Source organism: Sphaerisporangium sp. TRM90804, assembly GCF_029846175.1.
Taxonomy (GTDB): Bacteria; Actinomycetota; Actinomycetes; order Streptosporangiales; family Streptosporangiaceae; genus Sphaerisporangium.
In genome coordinates, this window is sequence record NZ_JARWAC010000007.1 from 143,162 (window position 1) to 160,315 (window position 17,154).

General features: G+C 70.2%; 20 protein-coding genes and 1 pseudogene. 10 read left to right on the top strand and 11 right to left on the bottom strand.

The genetic code is table 11. The annotated features are described in order from the left end of the window. Positions 1-41: 41 nt before the first annotated feature. Positions 42-1,082, bottom strand: coding sequence for an LLM class F420-dependent oxidoreductase (locus PYR91_RS08100; protein WP_279778636.1), 1,041 nt, complete (start codon positions 1,080-1,082; stop codon positions 42-44). A 137-nt stretch (positions 1,083-1,219) separates the two neighbouring features. Continuing rightward, complete coding sequence (locus tag PYR91_RS08105) at positions 1,220-1,639, bottom strand: DUF6223 family protein (RefSeq protein WP_279778637.1); 420 nt, start codon at positions 1,637-1,639, stop codon at positions 1,220-1,222. Positions 1,640-1,857: 218 nt separating this feature from the next. On the opposite strand from PYR91_RS08105, the gene PYR91_RS08110 reads away from it, so the two are divergent. Together PYR91_RS08110 and PYR91_RS08115 are read left to right on the top strand one after the other, a co-directional pair. Next, positions 1,858-2,982 carry a sensor histidine kinase gene (locus PYR91_RS08110; protein WP_279778638.1) on the top strand — a complete coding sequence of 375 codons (1,125 nt, stop codon included), beginning with the start codon at positions 1,858-1,860 and terminating at the stop codon, positions 2,980-2,982. After that, entirely contained in the window at positions 2,979-3,641 is a 663-nt protein-coding gene (locus tag PYR91_RS08115; RefSeq protein WP_279778639.1) for a response regulator transcription factor, read from the top strand. The genes PYR91_RS08110 and PYR91_RS08115 overlap by 4 nt, the downstream gene beginning before the upstream one ends. A gap of 103 nt (positions 3,642-3,744) precedes the next feature. Here PYR91_RS08115 and PYR91_RS08120 read toward each other — a convergent pair whose 3' ends face one another. Then, a complete protein-coding gene (locus tag PYR91_RS08120) occupies positions 3,745-4,677 on the bottom strand; it encodes a DUF2332 domain-containing protein (RefSeq protein ID WP_279778640.1) in 933 nt (310 codons plus the stop codon). Between the two features lie 29 nt (positions 4,678-4,706). On the opposite strand from PYR91_RS08120, the gene PYR91_RS08125 reads away from it, so the two are divergent. Then, a complete protein-coding gene (locus PYR91_RS08125; RefSeq protein ID WP_279778641.1) occupies positions 4,707-4,868 on the top strand; it encodes an SDR family NAD(P)-dependent oxidoreductase in 162 nt (53 codons plus the stop codon). A 292-nt stretch (positions 4,869-5,160) separates the two neighbouring features. Here PYR91_RS08125 and PYR91_RS08130 read toward each other — a convergent pair whose 3' ends face one another. Further along, positions 5,161-5,556: a MerR family transcriptional regulator gene (locus PYR91_RS08130; RefSeq protein WP_279778642.1), complete on the bottom strand. Its 396-nt coding sequence runs from the start codon at positions 5,554-5,556 to the stop codon at positions 5,161-5,163. Between the two features lie 95 nt (positions 5,557-5,651). Here PYR91_RS08130 and PYR91_RS08135 point away from each other — a divergent pair, with 95 nt between their 5' ends. Next, positions 5,652-6,359, top strand: coding sequence for an SDR family oxidoreductase (locus tag PYR91_RS08135; protein WP_279778643.1), 708 nt, complete (start codon positions 5,652-5,654; stop codon positions 6,357-6,359). A gap of 140 nt (positions 6,360-6,499) precedes the next feature. Here the strand turns inward: PYR91_RS08135 and PYR91_RS08140 are convergent, their stop codons facing one another. Beyond that, on the bottom strand, positions 6,500-6,964 hold the full coding sequence (locus PYR91_RS08140) for a tetratricopeptide repeat protein (protein WP_279778645.1): 465 nt from the start codon (positions 6,962-6,964) through the stop codon (positions 6,500-6,502). Between the two features lie 150 nt (positions 6,965-7,114). Continuing rightward, positions 7,115-7,978, bottom strand: a complete 864-nt coding sequence (locus PYR91_RS08145) for an NAD(P)H-binding protein (protein WP_279778647.1) — start codon at positions 7,976-7,978, stop codon at positions 7,115-7,117. An 84-nt stretch (positions 7,979-8,062) separates the two neighbouring features. Between PYR91_RS08145 and PYR91_RS08150 the strand changes: the two genes are divergently transcribed. After that, on the top strand, positions 8,063-8,851 hold the full coding sequence (locus PYR91_RS08150) for a TetR/AcrR family transcriptional regulator (RefSeq protein ID WP_279778648.1): 789 nt from the start codon (positions 8,063-8,065) through the stop codon (positions 8,849-8,851). A gap of 12 nt (positions 8,852-8,863) precedes the next feature. Here the strand turns inward: PYR91_RS08150 and PYR91_RS08155 are convergent, their stop codons facing one another. Next, a complete protein-coding gene (locus tag PYR91_RS08155; RefSeq protein WP_279778650.1) occupies positions 8,864-10,141 on the bottom strand; it encodes a hypothetical protein in 1,278 nt (425 codons plus the stop codon). A gap of 70 nt (positions 10,142-10,211) precedes the next feature. Between PYR91_RS08155 and PYR91_RS08160 the strand changes: the two genes are divergently transcribed. Continuing rightward, the gene (locus PYR91_RS08160; protein WP_279778651.1) at positions 10,212-10,670 is read left to right on the top strand and encodes a hypothetical protein; all 459 of its coding nucleotides are present in this window, start codon (positions 10,212-10,214) and stop codon (positions 10,668-10,670) included. Between the two features lie 80 nt (positions 10,671-10,750). Next, positions 10,751-11,053 (top strand): hypothetical protein, encoded by a 303-nt coding sequence (locus PYR91_RS08165; protein ID WP_279778652.1) that lies wholly within the window; start codon positions 10,751-10,753, stop codon positions 11,051-11,053. 27 nt (positions 11,054-11,080) lie between these two features. Here PYR91_RS08165 and PYR91_RS08170 read toward each other — a convergent pair. Together PYR91_RS08170 and PYR91_RS08175 are read right to left on the bottom strand one after the other, a co-directional pair. Beyond that, a pseudogene (locus PYR91_RS08170) lies at positions 11,081-11,931 on the bottom strand (IS5 family transposase). Between the two features lie 157 nt (positions 11,932-12,088). Further along, positions 12,089-12,691, bottom strand: a complete 603-nt coding sequence (locus PYR91_RS08175) for a class I SAM-dependent methyltransferase (RefSeq protein WP_279778653.1) — start codon at positions 12,689-12,691, stop codon at positions 12,089-12,091. Between the two features lie 155 nt (positions 12,692-12,846). Between PYR91_RS08175 and PYR91_RS08180 the strand changes: the two genes are divergently transcribed. Further along, a complete protein-coding gene (locus tag PYR91_RS08180) occupies positions 12,847-12,996 on the top strand; it encodes a hypothetical protein (RefSeq protein ID WP_279778655.1) in 150 nt (49 codons plus the stop codon). A gap of 103 nt (positions 12,997-13,099) precedes the next feature. Here PYR91_RS08180 and PYR91_RS08185 read toward each other — a convergent pair whose 3' ends face one another. Beyond that, positions 13,100-13,927 (bottom strand): alpha/beta hydrolase, encoded by an 828-nt coding sequence (locus tag PYR91_RS08185; protein WP_279778657.1) that lies wholly within the window; start codon positions 13,925-13,927, stop codon positions 13,100-13,102. A 209-nt stretch (positions 13,928-14,136) separates the two neighbouring features. On the opposite strand from PYR91_RS08185, the gene PYR91_RS08190 reads away from it, so the two are divergent. Continuing rightward, positions 14,137-15,405: a glycosyltransferase gene (locus PYR91_RS08190; RefSeq protein ID WP_279778658.1), complete on the top strand. Its 1,269-nt coding sequence runs from the start codon at positions 14,137-14,139 to the stop codon at positions 15,403-15,405. A 56-nt stretch (positions 15,406-15,461) separates the two neighbouring features. On the opposite strand, the gene PYR91_RS08195 is transcribed toward PYR91_RS08190, so the two are convergent. After that, entirely contained in the window at positions 15,462-15,767 is a 306-nt protein-coding gene (locus PYR91_RS08195; RefSeq protein ID WP_279778659.1) for a hypothetical protein, read from the bottom strand. Positions 15,768-16,466: 699 nt separating this feature from the next. Here PYR91_RS08195 and PYR91_RS08200 point away from each other — a divergent pair. Next, the gene (locus PYR91_RS08200) at positions 16,467-17,039 is read left to right on the top strand and encodes a hypothetical protein (RefSeq protein WP_279778660.1); all 573 of its coding nucleotides are present in this window, start codon (positions 16,467-16,469) and stop codon (positions 17,037-17,039) included. The last annotated feature ends 115 nt before the right edge of the window (positions 17,040-17,154 follow it).

The window sequence follows — 17,154 nt, forward strand, 5'->3', positions numbered from 1 at the left end:
GCTCGCCCATCCCCGTCACCCCCGCATGCCCTGTCCGGGCGTCAGTCCGTGTTGAGTTCGGCCAGCCAGGCGAGCTGTTCGACGCGGTCGTCCAGGGTGGGGGCGTTCAGGCCGGCGATGAGCGTGGTGGCCCCTGCCTCGCGGTAGGCGGCGAGGCGCTCGCGCACCCGGGCGGGGGTGCCGCAGAGCGTCAGGGAGTCCACGAGGTCGTCCGGCAGCTCCTCCATGGCCTCGCCCAGGCCGCCGTCGAGGTAGGAGTCCTGCACGCGCTCGGCGGCGTCGGCGAAGCCGAGGCGGTGCGCCAGGCGGTTGTAGAAGTTCACCTCCCGCGTCCCCATGCCGCCGAGGTACAGCGCGAGCATGGGGCGCGCCAGGTCGCGCGCGTAGTCGGCGTCGTCGTCCACCATGGCCATGACCATCGGCGACACGGCGATCCGCGACGCGTCCCGCCCGGCCCGCGCCGCGCCCTCGCGCAGGAGCGGGAGCGACGCGGCGACGTGCTCGGGCGGGAAGTGGATCGGCAGCCAGCCGTCGGCCACCTCACCCGCGAGCGCGATGGCCTTCGGGCCCATGGCCGCCAGGTGGATCGGCAGCGGCTTGCGCACCGGCTCGGCCGCCATCGTCAGCGCCTTGCCCCGGCTGTCGGGCAACGGCAGCACCAGGGTCGGCCCCTCGTGCCGCACCGGCTCGCCCGCCAGGGCGGTGCGCACGACCTTCACGTAGTCGCGCAGGTGGGCCAGCGGGCGTTCGTAACGCTGCCCGTGCCACCCCTCGGCCACCTGCGGCCCGGAGGTGCCGAGCCCGAGCCGGAACCGCCCGTTGGACAGCCGGTCGATCGTGACCGCCGTCATCGCACCGGCGATGGCCGTGCGCGCGGAGATCTGCAGCACCCCCGTGCCCAGCTCGATACGCTCGGTGCCCGCCGCCAGCCACGCGAGCGTCGCCGCCGGGTCGACCCCGTACCCCTCCGAGGCCCACACGGACTCGTACCCGAGCCGCTCCGCCTGCTGAACGAGTTTGAGCTGGTCCCCGGGGGACGAGGCGACGGGTCCCAGGGTGCCGATGCTGAAGCCGAGGCGCACGATGACTCCTTGCCGGAAACGCGGTTCTTGATCCCATCCTCCCCACAGAACCCCGCCCACGACAGCCCTTCCAGGAGCCGTCACACGATCGAACGCCCGGGCGCGGGCGCGGACCCGCCAGGACGGCCCGGTGACGGTCAGCCGACGCGGTCGGCGCGGCGGGCGCGGTTCAGGACCAGCCCGCCGAGAACCATGGCGATCACCCCGATCAGCAGGGCGATGAAGCCGCCGACTATTCCGTAGCCGGTGCTGGGGCCGCCTTCGGCGGCGGCCACGACCATCCCGCCGACGGCCGCGCCCACCAGCCCCGCCACCAGGGCCACGACGGCCCCTCTTCTCCCGTCTCCGGCGCCGGCGCGACGGGCGCGGGTCAGAGCCCGGCCGCCCGCGACCGCGCCGACCAGCCCTATCAGCGTGCCCACCATGGCCCAGACCCGCCCGGGGGTCATGGTGTAGGAACTGACGGGGGCCAGGAGGGCCGAGACGCGCGCGGCCGCCGGTGCGGCGAGCCCGTGACCTCCGAGCACGGCGGCGGCGAGCAGGTGACGGACGGACATGGGGTGCTCCTTCTCATGCTGCGACTGGATGTCGCCTGATCATGTCCGCTGGACGGCCGCCGGTCGTCCCGCCGGCGCAGGCGATTCACGCTGCCGCGCGTGGGGCATCCGGCTGCCGCAGGCGCCGCAGGCGCCGGGAACATACCGCGTGCGCGGTAGGCGGCCGCTCGTCCATGAGGAGGTGTCGTCCGCGGCACGACCTGGCTTAAGGTGCGCGCATGGGCCCAGGACGGTCCGGTGTTCCGGCCGGTGTCAGAGATTGGGCGATCGCCGTCTGCGTGGCTGCGGCGCTGCTGGTCGCCGGGCTGTCCGAGAACCGCTCCGCCACCGACGCCGACCTGCTCGGCTACACGCTGCTGGCGGCCGGCGGCCTGGCGCTGACCGCGCGCCGCCGGGCCCCGGTGCCCGTCCTGGCCGTCACCGGGCTGTGCGCGGTGGGTCACCAGGCGGCCGGGTTCGACGTGCCCGCCGTGGCGTTCCTGTTCGCCGTGTACGCCGCCGTACGGGCGGGCCACCGCGGCGTCACGGTGGCGGCGGCCGTGCTGACGCTGGTCGCCCTCCCGCTCGTGGCCCTCGCCGTGCAGGGCCTGCCCGTGGGCGAGGCGCTCGCGCGAGCCCGGGGCGCCTTGGAGCTGGCCTGGCTGGTCGCCGCCGGCGCGGCGGGTGAAGCGCTGCGGCAGGCCGAGCGGCGGGCGGACGAAGCCGAGCGCACCCGGGAGGAGACCGCGCTGCGCCGCGCGAACGAGGAGCGGCTGCACATCGCACGCGAGCTGCACGATTCGCTCACCCACCAGATCTCGGTCATCAAGGTGCAGGCCGGAGCCGCCGTCCACCTGGCCCGCAGGCGTGGCGAGCGGGTGCCGGAAGCCCTGCTGGCGATCCAGGAGGCCGCTCGCGAGGCGAACCGGGAGCTGCGGGCGACCCTGGAGGCGCTGCGCGAGGACGGCGACGCTCCGCCGCGCGGGCTCGACCACGTCCCCGAACTGGTCGAGCGGGTCCGCATGACCGGCCTGGACGCGACGCTGACGATCGAGGGCCAACGGCACGACGTGCCCGCCGCCGTGGGCCAGACCGCCTACCGGATCGTCCAGGAGTCGCTCACCAACATCGCCCGGCACGCCTCCGCCGCCACCGCGTCGGTCCGGATCGGCTACCGCCCGGACGCCCTCGCCATCCGCGTCGACGACGACGGCAAGGCCAGGCCCGGCACCGCCCCGGTGCCCGGCGTCGGGCTGCTCGGGATGCGCGAACGCGTCACCGCCCTCGGCGGCCGGCTGCGCGCGCAGCCACGCGACGAGGGCGGCTTCACCGTCGATGCCGAACTGCCCGTGGCCCGGCCGTGATCCGCGTCCTGCTCGTCGACGACCAGCCGCTCCTCCGTGGCGGGTTCCGCGCGCTGCTCGACATCGAGGACGACATCGAGGTGGTGGCCGAGGCCGCCGACGGGATGGAGGGGGTGGCCCTGGCCGGGGAACACCTGCCCGACATCGCGCTCATCGATATCCAGATGCCGGTCATGGACGGCATCGAGGCGACCCGGCGCATCGCCGCGAACCCGGCCCTGGCCCGGGTGCACGTCGTCATCCTGACCAACTACGGCCTCGACGAACACGTCTTCCACGCTCTGCGCGCCGGCGCCGCCGGTTTCCTCGTCAAGGACATCGAGCCGGAGGACTTCCTGCACGCCATCCGCGTCGCCGCCCGCGGCGACGCGCTGCTCGCACCGTCGATCACCCGCATGCTCATGGACCGCTACGTCACCGAGCCGCTCCACCAGAACACGGACGCGGCCCTGAAATGGCTGACCGCCCGCGAACGGGAGGCCGTCGTCCTGGTCGCCCGCGGCCTGTCCAACGACGAGATCGCCGAGCGCATGCTCATCACCCCCCTGACCGCGAAGACCCACGTCAACCGGGCCATGACCAAGCTCCACGCCCGCGACCGCGCCCAACTGGTGGTCCTCGCCTACGAGTCCGGCCTGGTGACCCCCCGCACCCGCTGACCTCCAGACCGTTTCCACCCATCGCCAAGCTGACAGGCTTCTCAGCAGCCGGCCTCCGCAGCCCCGTGCGGCTGCTGCCCGAGCAGCCGGGACACCGCCGGGATCACGCGAACCAGGTGATCGCCTGCCCGTGCGAGCGGGTCCAGGCGAGCGGCGTCCCGTCCAGCGCCAGTACGTTCGGCGCGCCACCGGGCGGCTCGGGCAGCGCGTCGTTGGGCAGCACGTCCGGGTTCTCGTTCGCGATCCAGTGCCCGGGCAGTCCGCGTACCACGTCGGCGAACGCTTTCCTGCGCGGCGCGGGCACCTGGTACATCACCGAGGTGTGGAACACCACCAACGTCGCGCCGGCCGGCGCCCGCGCGGCCAGCGCCGGCAGGTCGTCCACCAGGTCGCCGCGCACGAGCAGCGGCGGCTCGGCCGCCGCGACGGCGGCCGCGGCCCGCAGCCGGGCGCGGCGGTGCGTGTGCTCCGGCCAGATGAGGGCGTCGAGCCATGCGAGATCGGCGGGGTCGGTGACATCGAGCGGGTTCAGATCCAGGCCGGCCCGCCACACCACCTCGGGTACGCCGGTCGGCGGCGCCACTCCGGTCGCCGCGCAGTCCAGGACCGGTTCGCCGGCGCCGACCACGTGCTCTCCGTAGCGGTAGGCGTACCGGTCGGGGTAGAGGCACAGCCCGGCGGACGCGCCGACCTCCAGCAGCGCGAGCGGCTGTGGCAGCGTGGCGAGCACCGGCAGCAGTACGGCACATCGTCCGGCCTCGTTCGTCTGCGTGGCCCGGGTGCGCATCTCCGCCTCGATCGCCGGCCAGTTCGCCACGGTGTAGTCGTGGAACGAGGCCGGGTCCTCGACCGCGCCACCGAGGAGGCGTACGACGCCGAAAAGCAGGTTCGGCTGACGCTTGGCCGGTGGAAGTGTTCCGAGCAGTGCGAGTACCTCGTCGTCTCGGGAGACCGCGAGCGACAGGCGCTCGTACGCCGGCGACACGCCGTGCGCCTCGTGCGCGGCGAACTCGGCGTACTGCGCGGCAGTCGTCATGTCCGTATCATCCCGCAGAGGCGGCCCTCGTGACCGGCGCCACCGCCGGTATCGGCCGCGCCGTCGCGCCGCGACTGGCAGCCGGCGGCATCGACGTGGTCGCCCACGGCCGCGACCCCGAACGCGGCGCCCAGCTCGTCGAGGAGATCTCGGCACAAGGCGGCAGCGCGCGTTCGCCGCGGCAGACCTGACGAACGCCCAGGAGGTCTTGGCGCTCGCCAAGGAGGCGGGTGACGTGGACATCCTTGTCGACAACGCCCGAATCTACGTGTTCACCAGCACGCCAGACACGACGGCCGACAGCTTCGATCAGCACTTCGCGATCAACACCCGGGTCCCGTTCCTGCTCTTCGGCGCATCGGCGCCCCCATGGCCGAACGTGGGCACGGGTGGATCGTCAACGTCACCTCGACCGCCGCGACGTCGCCCCCCATCGGCGGCGCGTACGGCGCGTCCTGCCGGGGGACCTGCGGGGTGATGAGGTCAGTGGGCTGGTGCTTGCGCCTGGCCTGTGCGCAGGGCGGGGCAGTGGTCCGGGTGGGGGTGGCGGGCGATGTCGATCATGCGGTCGAGGTGGGCGAGCGCCTGTTCCAGCTCGTTCATCGTCGCCGCGATGCGGGCGCGCTCGGTGGCCAGGACGTCGAGGACCTTGGGGGTCGCGGTGCCGGTGTCGACGCAGGGTAGTACCTGCAGGATGGTGCGGCTCGACAAGCCCGCGGCATAGAACTGCTGGATGAGGCGGACCCGCTCGACCACGGACTCGGCGTAGGTGCGCTGACCGCTTGAGGTGCGCTCGGCACTGAGCAGCCCTTGCTCCTCGTAGTACCGCAACGCCCGCACGCTCACTCCCGCGCGGCTCGCCACATCGCCGATTCGCATGCGAACTCCTTCGGTCGCCGACTTGCCTCTGACGTCAACGTCAGGGAATAGCGTAGCCGCGTTGGACAGTCACGAAGGATGAGGAACACATTCACATGAACATCACCGACCAGGTCGCCCTCGTCACCGGAGCCAACCGCGGCATCGGACGGCAGTTCGTCGAGGAGCTTGTCGAGCGTGGCGCGCGCAAGGTCTACGCGACCGCCCGCCGCCCCGAGCTGCTCGACGTGCCCGGGGTCAAGGTGCTGCGGTTGGACATCACCGACCACGACTCGGTCGTCGCGGCGGCCGAGGCGGCGTCGGACGTCACGCTGCTCGTCAACAACGCGGGCGTCTCGACGGGCACACCGCTGGTCACCGGCGACCTCGCGGACATCCGCCGCGAGATGGACACGCACTTCTGGGGCACGCTCGACATGATCCGCGCGTTCGCGCCGGCGCTCGCCGCGAACGGCGGCGGCGCCGTCGTCAACGTGCTCTCCGCGCTGTCGTGGTTCGCCTATCCCGGTAACGGCGCCTACGCGGCGGCGAAGGCGGCCGCGTGGAACCTGACCAACGCCGTCCGGCTCGACCTCGCCGGGCAGGGCACCCTGGTCCAGGGCATCCACCTGGGCGCGGCCGACACCGACATGATGGCCGACTACGACGGACCCAAGATCGACCCGCGCGACGTGGCCCGCGCCTCCCTCGACGGCCTCGCCGCCGGGTCGATCGAGATCGTCGCCGACGAGTGGAGCGCGATGGTCAAGGCCTCCCTCGCGGGCGACCCCGCCGCCTTCTACGCCACCTGGCTCGCCGGCTGAGCCGGACAGACGAGGGCCAACGGACGAGGCGAACACCCTCGCGCGGCCTACCGAGCGGCCACCCGTCCGGTCGGCCGTCTCGGGTCCCGAGGTCGGCGTGGACCACACGCGCGGTCAGACGGCGTCGTCCAGTTGTTCGGTCAGACGGCGTCGTCCAGCTGTTCGGTCAGCCGCTCCAGGCCGCCCCTGATGAGCTGCCCGTACTCGTCGTCGCCGAGTGCGCCCATCCCGGCTCGCGCCTGCCGGAGGTGCTCACGGGCGCGGTCGAGATCGCCCAGCTTGCGGTAGCAGTCGCTCAGATTGAGGTGCAACGACGGATACAAGCCGGCCACTGAGAGCGGCACCCCTGCTTGGGCCACGCGCTCATCGGTGACCAGACCGACGGCGGCGAGCGCCCGCAGATCCCACATCAGCTCCTGGCGCACGTCGTCCTGCACGTCGGCCATCGAATGGGCGAGGACGCAGACATGCAGCGGGTCGCCTCGCTCGCCGCCGATGTCGTCCCAGATCCGCGCGAACAGGTCGCGAGCGGCTGCACGCTGACCCTGGTGGTGGTGCAGCTCCACCCCCTGGCCGATGCGGGTCATCGTCGGGTCGGTGGTCATCGGCGGCTCCCTCACCATCGCGGGCGACCCCGGCCAGCCTAGTCGCCTGACGCGTCCCGACGATCTCAAAGCCGCTGACCGGCCGGTCCTCTTGACGGCTCAGACGACCACGGCCACGTCCTCGACACAGGGGGGTCGCGGGGGGCGGCTTCACCGCCGGGGGGTGAGCTCCGCCAGCATCGAGCGGACCGGCGTTGCTGGGCGCTGGAGGAGCTTCTCCAGGTCGGGCCCGGCGGTGGAGAACTCCCCGCGGCGGCTCGCCTGGAACATGCCGAGCAGCATGTTCGCCTGGTCCGCGGGGACCCCGTGGCCGATCATCGTGGCCGTCCACGCCTCGTCGTCGGCGACGACGCGGCGGATGGCGCGCCCGCTCAGTTCGGTGACGATGCCGGCGATGTCCGCGAGGTCGAGCGCGTCCGGTGCGGTCAGCGGCGGGGTCGGGCCGTCGAAGCCGATCTCGGCGGCGAGGAGGGTCGCCGCCGCCTCGGCGAGGTCGGCGTGCGTGGTCCAGGAGACGGGCCCGTCGGCGGGGGCAACGAGTTCGCCGGTCTCGAACGCCTGGCCGAGCAGGAGCCGGACGGTGTCGGCGTAGAAGCCGTTCCGCAGCGCCGTGAACGGCGTGCCCGCCTTCGCCAGGTACTGCTCGGTGGCGGCGTGGTCGCGCATCGGCGCGAAGAGCGAGTCGTCGGCGACGCCCTGGTGGCTGGTGTAGAGGATGCGCTCGGCGCCGGCATCGCGGGCGGCGTCGATCGCGGCGACGTGCTGGGCGACGGCCGCCTGGCCCGTCCGGTCCGTCGAGACGATGAGCACCTGGGTCGCGCCCTCGAACGCGTCGGCGAGGGAGCCGGGGTCGGTGAAGTCGCCGCGTCGCACGCGTACCCCGCGCGCGGCCAGGTCCCCGGCGCGGCCGGTGTCACGAACGCTCACGCCGACCCGGTCAGCCGAGACGCGGCCGATCAGCCGATCGACGATCTGGGAGCCGAGCCGGCCTGTACCACCGGTGATGACGATCATGTCTTCCTCCTGCTAACACTGGAATGACATGGATGCTATCACCGTTAGCAACAACGATAGCAATAGCGCGTTATCATTGACAGCGTGGCAGAGGCTCGACCGGACGGCACCGGCAGGAACAGGACGCGAACGAACATCGTGGAGTGCGCGGCGCGGCTCCTGCGCGAGCAGGGCGCGGGTGCGGTCACCACCCGCGCGGTCGCGCAGGCGGCCGGCATGCAGGCGCCGACCATCTACCGGTTCTTCGAGGACAAGGACGCGCTGCTCGACGCGGTCGCCGAGCACGTCTTCGCCACCTACGTCGCGGGGAAGACCCTCGCCGAGGACGGCGGCGACCCGGTCGCGGACCTCCGGGCGGGGTGGGACACGCACATCGGCTTCGGCCTCGCCAACGCTGCGCTGTTCGGCCTGCTCACCGACCCCGCGCGCGGTGCGCGTTCACCGGCGGCCGCCGCCGGCCTGGAGGTCCTGCGCGCCCGGGTGCACCGCGTCGCGGCGGTCGGCCGGCTTCTCGTCCCCGAGAGGCGCGCCGTGGACCTCATCCACGCCGCCGGCACCGGCGCCGTGCTCACCTTGCTCGCCACCCCGCCCGAACACCGAGACCTCGGCCTAGCGGACGCGATGTACGAGGCGGTGACCCGATCGATCCTCACCGACACCCCGGCGCTCCCCGCCGACAGCGCGACGGCCGCCGCCATCGCCTTCCGAGCCGTCGCCCCCAACCTGACCCAGCTCACCGAAACCGAGCGCGCCCTGCTCACGGAGTGGCTGAGCCGAGCCGACACCCCCCACCCACCCCCGCCGCCCCAGCCGACCCCGCCTGACACGACGACCAGGCGCCCCTCGAAGTCGAAGCGGCCTCGAAACGTCTGAGTGGGTGGACGCCTAATCAGCCCTCGCACGCCATCGCTGCTCTTCGTTCTGCAATCCTTCATCTTGGGTGACAAGGAGGACGAGTTCCATTATCGCCGACTCTGCCGAAGCGCTCCTTTCAAGCCGCCACCCACTGTTCGATGGCAACCAAAGCGTCTTGTCCGGCTGGTCATGCCGATACGGCACTTCTTTCCACCACTGCTCGGCGACGTCGAGGGCAGCTCTCGGCTGACGGAGCGCGACATGGCAGCACATTCGGTTGTAGACGTTGACGGCAATGGGTTCGTACCCCTGCCGCGCCGCCATGTTCAGATGGGTCAGTGCGCGTGCCGGATCAACAGGCATCAGGCAGAACCCAAGATTGTTCCGTGCGCTGACGTCGTTCGGCCACTGCCGGACGGCGAACTCGAAGAGTGCGGCCGCATCCATCGCACGACCATTGGCCAGGAGCTCGCGGGCGTGCTCGGTGATCCCTGCCGGCATGAACGCAGTACGCGGCGGTCCGTCGGAAAGCGGATTCCATTCGACTGCCGCTCGGTGCGCGATCGCCGTGGTCACGTCCCCAAGAGGCACATCACGCGCCTCCAGCACCCATCCGGGGAAACTCATCGGTTGCAAGTTGTGCCGATATCGGTACTCAAGCAGCAGCGAAGCTTTAGACCATGACTTCATATAGGTTTCGGTCAGCCGCTCAACGAGCCAACGGTACTCGGTCACGAGGGTCAGGTGATCGGCCGGCAGGTTCGCCCGGGTCCAGAACTCTCGTCCGTCAGGAACTTCGAGGCTGACGAGAGCCGCCAGACGTGCCCGCCCCACCCAGTTCACGAGCGGGGGCGTCACTGAAGTGATCGTGCTGTTGACGAGACTGGTGAACTCGTCGTTGCTCTCTGGCACCTGAGCAGGGACTCGCAGCAAGCTGCGCCACCCCTCGATGTCGACACCGAACCCTCTTAGATGGTCACCGCTGTCGGACTGCGGCAAGATCTTGTCGATCAGCAGCACGACGAAGACGGGCCCGAGGATCTCGCCGATCATCCCGTAACGCACGAGGGAGTCCGCGTCCACCCCTCGCCGCGTCAGCTCCGCAGCCGCCGCCTCGAACGCTTCGATCTTGCTGAGGTCCGGCTTGGCGGTGAATCGGGCGAGGAGAGCCTGCTTCATCTCCGTCACGAGACTGATCGCCTGCCAGCTCTCGCGAGACCCCGAGTGATCTTCACACAGCAAGGCCTTGTGCGCGTCGAACGGCTGCGGCTCCCGGCCCAACCCGGCCTCCCCGTACAGAAGCTTCACCGATTGGTTACTGCAACATCTACGAAACCATCTAAGATTGTAGCTACGATCCTGGCAACGGAGGACCGCCATGAGAGACATCATCTTCCAAGCCTCAGATCTCGCGAACAAGCGTACGGAAATCCTCGAATCAGCTCGCCAAGGTCTAGCCCAGATCCGCGACAAGGACAGCACGAGCCTGGTCATGCTGCCGGAGCGTCGGTTGCGGATGCTCGAAGAGATCGCCAAGTGGTCGCTCGCCCACATGCGCCTGGATGATCTGCTACGCCGTGACGCCGAGCCGAGCATCGGCGATCTAGGAGATCTCGCGTGGCTTCGAGTCTTCGACGTAGACGATCTACGGGAGTTCGTGGACGAGCTGCACTCGGCCCTGATCGCAGCCCACTCTGATCAGGATGCATCCGTACTGGATGAGTTCATTCGAGCCTGGCGTATCACTGCGCGTCAGCTTGAGGATCCCCTGAGAAGGTCGGTGCTTCTTGGTCGCCACAACCCAGAAGACTTCTCAGAGGCATCCCCGCCCCAATGACTACAAGTGCCTACGACCCGATGCGACCTGCTCGCCGTCCTGGCAGGAGGCCCGAGGCCACGCCTAGGTATCGGGTCCTGGTGCATCGACGTTTCGCCCAGCATTACGAGCAGCTTGTCCACCGCGTCGGCCTGCAGCAGGCCGAGCAGTTCTGGGATCATGTCTCCCAGGAGCCGGGCAAGCCGTCGGCGCTGGCCTCGATCACTATTCTCAAGGGCTCCGCGGGAAAGCCCAGGGGCTCAGGTTGGTCCCGAACCCACCACTACGAACTCACCAGCATGGCTCGCGTCGACTACCAGTATCACGACGGATACCGGACGGCACCGGATGGAGACGCGCATCCAGTCGTCGCCATCCTCACGATCAGCTTTGGTAGTCACTGATTGCCCTGCTAGGGCGTGTCCGGTAGATCACGCGTGGATCCATAACAGGGTGCTGACCAGGGTGATGCCGGCCTGGTAGTTGCGGGTGAGCTTGTCATATCGGGTGGCGATGCCGCGCCATTGCTTGAGCCGGTTGATGCAGCGTTCGACGACGTTGCGGCGGCGGTAGGCGGCCGGGTCGAACAATGGTGGACGGCCACCGCGGTTGCCCCGTCGCAGGCGTCCGTCCTGCTGGTCGATCCGTTCGGGGATGGTCGCGGTGATATTGCGGGATCGCAGGTGGGTGCGGATGGCGCGGGAGCTGTAGGCCTTGTCGGCGATGACCCGGTCCGGCCGGGTGCGGGGACGTCCCGCGCCAGCCCGGGGGATCGTGATGGCATCCATTACCTGCGCAAAGACGGTGCAGTCGTTGACGTTGCCCGCGGTGATGATCACAGTGAGCGGCAGCCCGCGTCCATCGACGGCCAGGTGCAGTTTGCTGGTCAGCCCGCCCCGGGACCGGCCGAGCGCCTGATTCGTCCCGGGTCGGTCCCCTTTTTCCTGGCCCCGGCCGCGTGCTGGTGCGCGCGGACGATGGTGGAGTCCACGCTGACCGTCCAGTCCAGGCGGCCGATCGCGTCATCGTGCACCTGCACCTGCTTCAGCAGGGCATCGAAGGTCCCCTCAGCCGCCCAGCGCCGGTAGCGCTCATAGACGCTTTTCCAGTTGCCGTATCGCTCGGGCAGATCCCGCCACGGCGCGCCGGTGGCCAGCTTCCACAAGATCCCGTTCAGGACCGTCCGATGGTCCAGCCACCGCCTGCCCTGCACAGGCTGGGCAGGCAGTAACGGCTCGATCCGCGCCCACGCGGCATCGGTCAGCTCATGACGACGCACCATGCAGGCATCTCACCGCAACCTGCTGATCGACCTCAGCTCAACGCCAAGATCTAACGGACACGCCCTAGCTCCCGAGCCCTGAGACCGGGCCGGCCACCACATCGGCCGTTCCGTCGCTCCGGCGGCGGGCCCCGGGTCGGCCCCGGCCCAGTCCTGCTCAGTTCTGGGGTTTGCGCCAGGTGATGCTGTAGCGCAGCATCAGGTGGCGGCGGTACTGGGAGCCGGGCAGGAGGTCGGCGGCCAGTGCGCGCATCTGCGGGTACGTCACCGGGGGCGGCCACACGAGGGGGGACGGGTGCTCCCAGTGGCCCTTCGCGGCGCGGTGGAAGGTGCTGACGGCGACGCCCGCGAGGTCGCGCGGCAGGTCGTGGGGCATGGTGCTGCGGGCGAGGCCGACGATCGCCAGCACGCCCCCGGGACGCAGCAGCTCGCGCATGCGGGCCAGCCCGGTGGCGGCGTCCATGTGGTGCAGGGTGGCCACCGACGCGACTACGTCGAACGAGGCGGGCGCGAACGGGTGGGTGAGGAAGTCGCCGAGGATGTAGTCGACGTCGTCGGGGTGCTCGCGGGCCTGGGCGATGCTTGGCGCGTCGAGGTCGATGCCGGTGACCTGCGGTAAGACCCGCCGCAGTTCACGAGCGAGCATCCCCTCCCCGCACCCGACATCGAGCGCGCGCCGGGCGCCCTCGGGAACCGCGCGCAGGATGCACGGGTGGTAGTGGATGTTGTGGTTCCACCGCCTGCCGTTCCTCATCGTCATCGGATCATCGTGCCGGACGCACGACGTCCAGGTGGCGATCACCGCGAATCCAGACGCACCGCCCGTGCGCGACTGATCTAGGGGCGCCGCATGACGACCGTGCTCTGCGTACCGCAATGGCAAGGCTCGGCGTCCGGCGTCGCGGCTGACGCCCGGTGCTCACCGAACCGCCGAACTCGTTCCTGCCGACGCCGTGGGTGACCGTGCCGGTGCTCGCGGATGGCGGGGAGAAGATCGCGGGGATCCGCGCGTTCGACGCGTTCGTGGAGACGATGACGACCCCGACCCCGGCGAGGACGAGGTGATCCGCCGGTTGGGGGCCGCTCTGACGCGCTGACGCTCGCGACAGAGCCGAAACCGTGCGGTCCCGCGGGATGTGGAGGAGGAGGATCTGGTGCTGCCGGTCGGCTAGCCGGCGAGGAAGCCCTCGACTGCCTCGGCGAAGGTCTTCGGAGCGGTGACCCAGGGGTAGTGAGCCCCGGGCAGCACGACGCTGGTCCCGCGCGGGAAGATCGCGGCCAGCTCGGCCGCGTGGGCGGGTGATGGTCCTGGATCCCGCTCTCCCGCGATCACCAGGACCGGCGTGGTGACCTTCGCCAGGCTCGCGCGGGTGTTCTCGGCAGCGGGCATGGCGGTGTGGAAGCGCTTCGCCGCCTCGGCCGAGCGTTCGGCGAACCGGGTGGCGTGCGCTTCGGCGGTCTCGTTCCAAGGACTGTAGAAGAACGGCTGCGCCCTCAGGCGCCGGCTCTCATCGCCCGCGTCCCACGCCTTGAGGTCTGGCAGTCTGCTCTCGTACCAGCTCTCGTCAGCGCGGCGCTCGATCTGGGCGTACCACTGCTCATCGGTTATCTCGATCCCCACCAGGTGCACGGTCGGTGTGACCAACACCAGGTGCCCTATCCGTTCGGGATACCGGGCCGCATACAGCAACGCCAGCCCTCCGGCCGCCGAATGCCCGAGCAGGTCCATCCGCTCGAACCCCAGACGCACACGCAGCGCCTCGACATCCGCGACCATGCGGTCCACCGCATAGGTGCCTGGATCCAACGGCGCCGCGGATTCGCCGGTTCCTCGGTTGTCCAGCAAGAAGAGCCGACGCTGAGCCGCCAGACCGCCGAGGTCTCCCAGGTATCGCGAGGACCGCCCCGGCCCGCCCGGCAAGCAGACCAGCGCCGGCCCTTCTCCCCGCTCATGACAGACGAGCACGGTCCCGTCGTAAGAGGCAAAACCGATCATCCCGCCATCCTCGCATCGCGGCCCCGAGAGCCGTCGCGTCTCGATCTCGATCTCAAGCCCGGAGCCACCGGTAACGGGCCGTCGACGGCGGAGTGCCCGCTCTCGTTTGGCGGGTAGACGCCATCCATCGCCTGCCGATCTCCGGTGTGCGCGCCGCTTGCGTAGGCTTGCGCCTGCCGACCGGAGATCCGCGGGGGATGGAGAGTGGTGTGCGCGTCGTCGTCTGCGCCCTTGGGACCCGTGGCGACGTGCAGCCGCCGGCCGTCCTGGCGGCGGAGCTCCAGGCTCGGGGCCACCAGGTGCTGGTGGCGACCACCCACGATCTGATCGACTTCGTCGCTAGCCTGGGCCTGCGGACGGCCCCGTTGAGTGCCGACATCAAGGGCATCTTCCAGTCGCCCGAGGGGCAGCGGCTCATGGCGTCGGGCAACGCCAGGGCGTTCCTGAAGCACATCGCCGGCATCCGCCGCGAGCGGGTGACGACCGTCCAGGACGAGATGATCGCGCTCGCGCGAGGTGCCGACCTGCTCATCGCGGGCAAGCACAGCGAGGACGACACGGCCTGCATCGCCGAGGCGTACGGGGTGCCGCTGGTCACCCTCCATCACGCTCCCTGGGGCGGCAACCCCGTGTACCCCGCGTTCCTGGCGACGACCCGCCGACTCCCGGGCGGGCTCCGGCAGGCCAGCCATTGGTACGTCGAGCGGGCCACCTGGAAGTCCCTCGAAGCCGACATCAGGCGCATCCGCCAGGTTCTCGCCCTGCCGCCGGTTTCCAAGCCCACCGAGGCCGGGCTGTACCGCGTCGACGCCCTCCAGATCCAGGCCTACAGCCGCCATCTGACCCCCGAGCTCGTGGACTGGCATCCGCGCCGCCCGCTGACCGGCTTCATCGAACCGACGAGAGCCCAGCACGAGGCCTTCGGCGACGCCACCGCCGACCCCGATCTCGGACGATGGCTCGACGCCGGCGACCCGCCGATCTACTTCGGCTTCGGCAGCATGCCGGTCCTCGACCCGGACGCGATGCTTCAGATGGTCACGAACGTCAGCCGCGCGCTGAACATGCGCGGGCTCGTCGTCGCGGGCTGGACCGAGCTGCGCAGGACGCCGGCCCCGGACGGCCCGATCCACGTCACGCCCGCCGTCGACCACGGGGCGGTACTGCCGCGCTGTCGAGTGGCCGTGCACCACGGCGGCGCCGGCACCACCGCCGCCTCCATCGGAGCGGGCCTCCCGACCGTCGCCGCCGCGGTCTTCATGGACCAGCCCTTCTGGGCGAACCGGTTGGAACGCCTGGGCGTCGGACGAGCGATGCGGTTCGCCGACCTCACCGAGAAGAGCCTTCTGCGGGCGATCGAATCGCTACTGGGGCCGGAACCCAAGCGCCGGGCGGCCGCGATCGCGTCAGCCATGCGAACGGAGAACGGCACGTCCAACGCGGCCGATGCGGTAGAGAAGGCCCCCTTCGAGGCATGAGCCGTCCCGCAGATTGACCGCGAGCATGGTCAGCACGAGCCACCACGGCCGCCAGGTCACCCGGTGGCGTAGCCGTTGGTGTGGGCGATGGCGTCCTGGGCGGCCAGGGCCGCTACCAGGCCTTCGGCCTCGCGCATCAGGTGCCGCAACTCCTCGGCACCGGACACCGCGATGCACACCGGCTCTGCCGCCCACCGCGCGAACGCCACGAACTGCCGCGTCCCCTCGCCGTACATCACCACCCAGGCGGGCTCCAGCTGGTCAAGTTGCGCGGCGGCGGCCTTCTTCGCCCGGGCGAAGCGGCGGGAGGTGAACCCGGGCGGACGCCCGCCTTCCCGGTGCCGTCCCACGGGGCGGCTCATGTCGATTCCTGATCACAGACTGCTGTCATGCCGTGACCGTACGTTCACTGTCCGCTACGGGACCGAACCGGCGTGGGCGAACTTCTGGTTCGCGTCCGGCTACTGGAGGATGCGGTGACGCTCGGCCAGGTAACGTACTTCCGGTGCCCACGACGGCCGGGCGCGACGAGCCAGAGAACTCACCATCTCCCTCAACAGCCGCTTGTAGTCCAGCTTTCCTCCCAAAAGGACTTCGCCCCGGCGGCAGTGCCGGCATCGGACACGATGCCCACACCCTCCGGCACATGGATCGGCGGGGGGACGTCCGCGCCAAGGACCTGCGCGGGCAAGCGGAGGTCGCCTGAGAAGACTGCGCCGAAGGCACCACTGAGCCTTGTCTGGACTTCGCGGCTTCGACTCATCCACCAGGGGCCTCACTACGTCTGCGGCCAGACGCCCAACCCGCGATCATGCTGTGACCAGCCAGCCCTCGCACGGGGATGAAAAAGGCTGTGGAATGGGCATATTTCGGTGGCCGGTCCCGGGCGTGCCCCGGTAAAGCGCGCGCCGCCGCATTTCGCCGGATACGAGGATTCATCCAGGCGGCACTAGGTTTCGGGCGCCCGGAGTCCCGGTTCGCCCGACCTTAAATAGACGGCGGTCGCGGGCGCGTCCATACTCGATTTGTCCCGGGCTACCCAACGCCTTTCCGGAGGAATCTTGAACACGCTAATCCGTAGAACGCGATTACGCCGGGCGCTGGCCCTGCTGATCGCCATCGTGGTCGCCTCGACCGGAACGGTGGCGGGCACCGCCTCTCCGGCCCAGGCAGGAGTCATCGACTGGGTCGACAGCCTCGAAGGACCGACCCCCTGGACCACATGGGAGGGAGGCGGCCAAGGAGACGGCGTCGCCGGCTACGACATCAACGGAGGGGTGGCCCATTCGGGGCTGAACGACGGCTGGCTCTACGTGGGCAACGGCTGGGCCGCCAACCGGATCCGCAAACCCCTCGCCAGTATGAGCCCCCGTTACAACTGCTCGGCGGCCGTCTGGTTCAACGTCCTGGCCTCCGGCGCGCAGGTCGGCCTGCAGATCTGGAACCCGAACGGATGGCGCGTCATCGCGGAAACCTATCCGTGGGTCGCCGGAGGCGGCTACAGGCAGGTCTACATAACCGGACTCAACCTGCAATCCTACGGGGAAATCTACCTGCAGGTCATCTACGGCAACAGCAACGGCGTCAGAACCTACATCCGCTTCGACCACATGCAACTCCAGTGTTACTACTGAACGTTTTCTCATCAATGAACATTTTCAACCGGCCCTGGATCGGCGGTGGGACGCCCCGCGCGACGGACCTGCATCGGGCAGGTCGAGGGTCGCTGAATAAGGCTGCGCCGAAGGC

Bases quoted from the DNA above. Each gene is read 5' to 3' on its own strand.
- PYR91_RS08105 (WP_279778637.1), bottom strand. From the start codon at position 1,639: ATGTCCGTCCGTCACCTGCTCGCCGCCGCCGTGCTCGGAGGTCACGGG.
- PYR91_RS08110 (WP_279778638.1), top strand. From the start codon at position 1,858: ATGGGCCCAGGACGGTCCGGTGTTCCGGCCGGTGTCAGAGATTGGGCG.
- PYR91_RS08120 (WP_279778640.1), bottom strand. From the start codon at position 4,677: ATGACGACTGCCGCGCAGTACGCCGAGTTCGCCGCGCACGAGGCGCAC.
- PYR91_RS08130 (WP_279778642.1), bottom strand. From the start codon at position 5,556: ATGCGAATCGGCGATGTGGCGAGCCGCGCGGGAGTGAGCGTGCGGGCG.
- PYR91_RS08135 (WP_279778643.1), top strand. From the start codon at position 5,652: ATGAACATCACCGACCAGGTCGCCCTCGTCACCGGAGCCAACCGCGGC.
- PYR91_RS08140 (WP_279778645.1), bottom strand. From the start codon at position 6,964: ATGACCACCGACCCGACGATGACCCGCATCGGCCAGGGGGTGGAGCTG.
- PYR91_RS08145 (WP_279778647.1), bottom strand. From the start codon at position 7,978: ATGATCGTCATCACCGGTGGTACAGGCCGGCTCGGCTCCCAGATCGTC.
- PYR91_RS08160 (WP_279778651.1), top strand. From the start codon at position 10,212: ATGAGAGACATCATCTTCCAAGCCTCAGATCTCGCGAACAAGCGTACG.
- PYR91_RS08175 (WP_279778653.1), bottom strand. From the start codon at position 12,691: ATGACGATGAGGAACGGCAGGCGGTGGAACCACAACATCCACTACCAC.
- PYR91_RS08185 (WP_279778657.1), bottom strand. From the start codon at position 13,927: ATGATCGGTTTTGCCTCTTACGACGGGACCGTGCTCGTCTGTCATGAG.
- PYR91_RS08195 (WP_279778659.1), bottom strand. From the start codon at position 15,767: ATGAGCCGCCCCGTGGGACGGCACCGGGAAGGCGGGCGTCCGCCCGGG.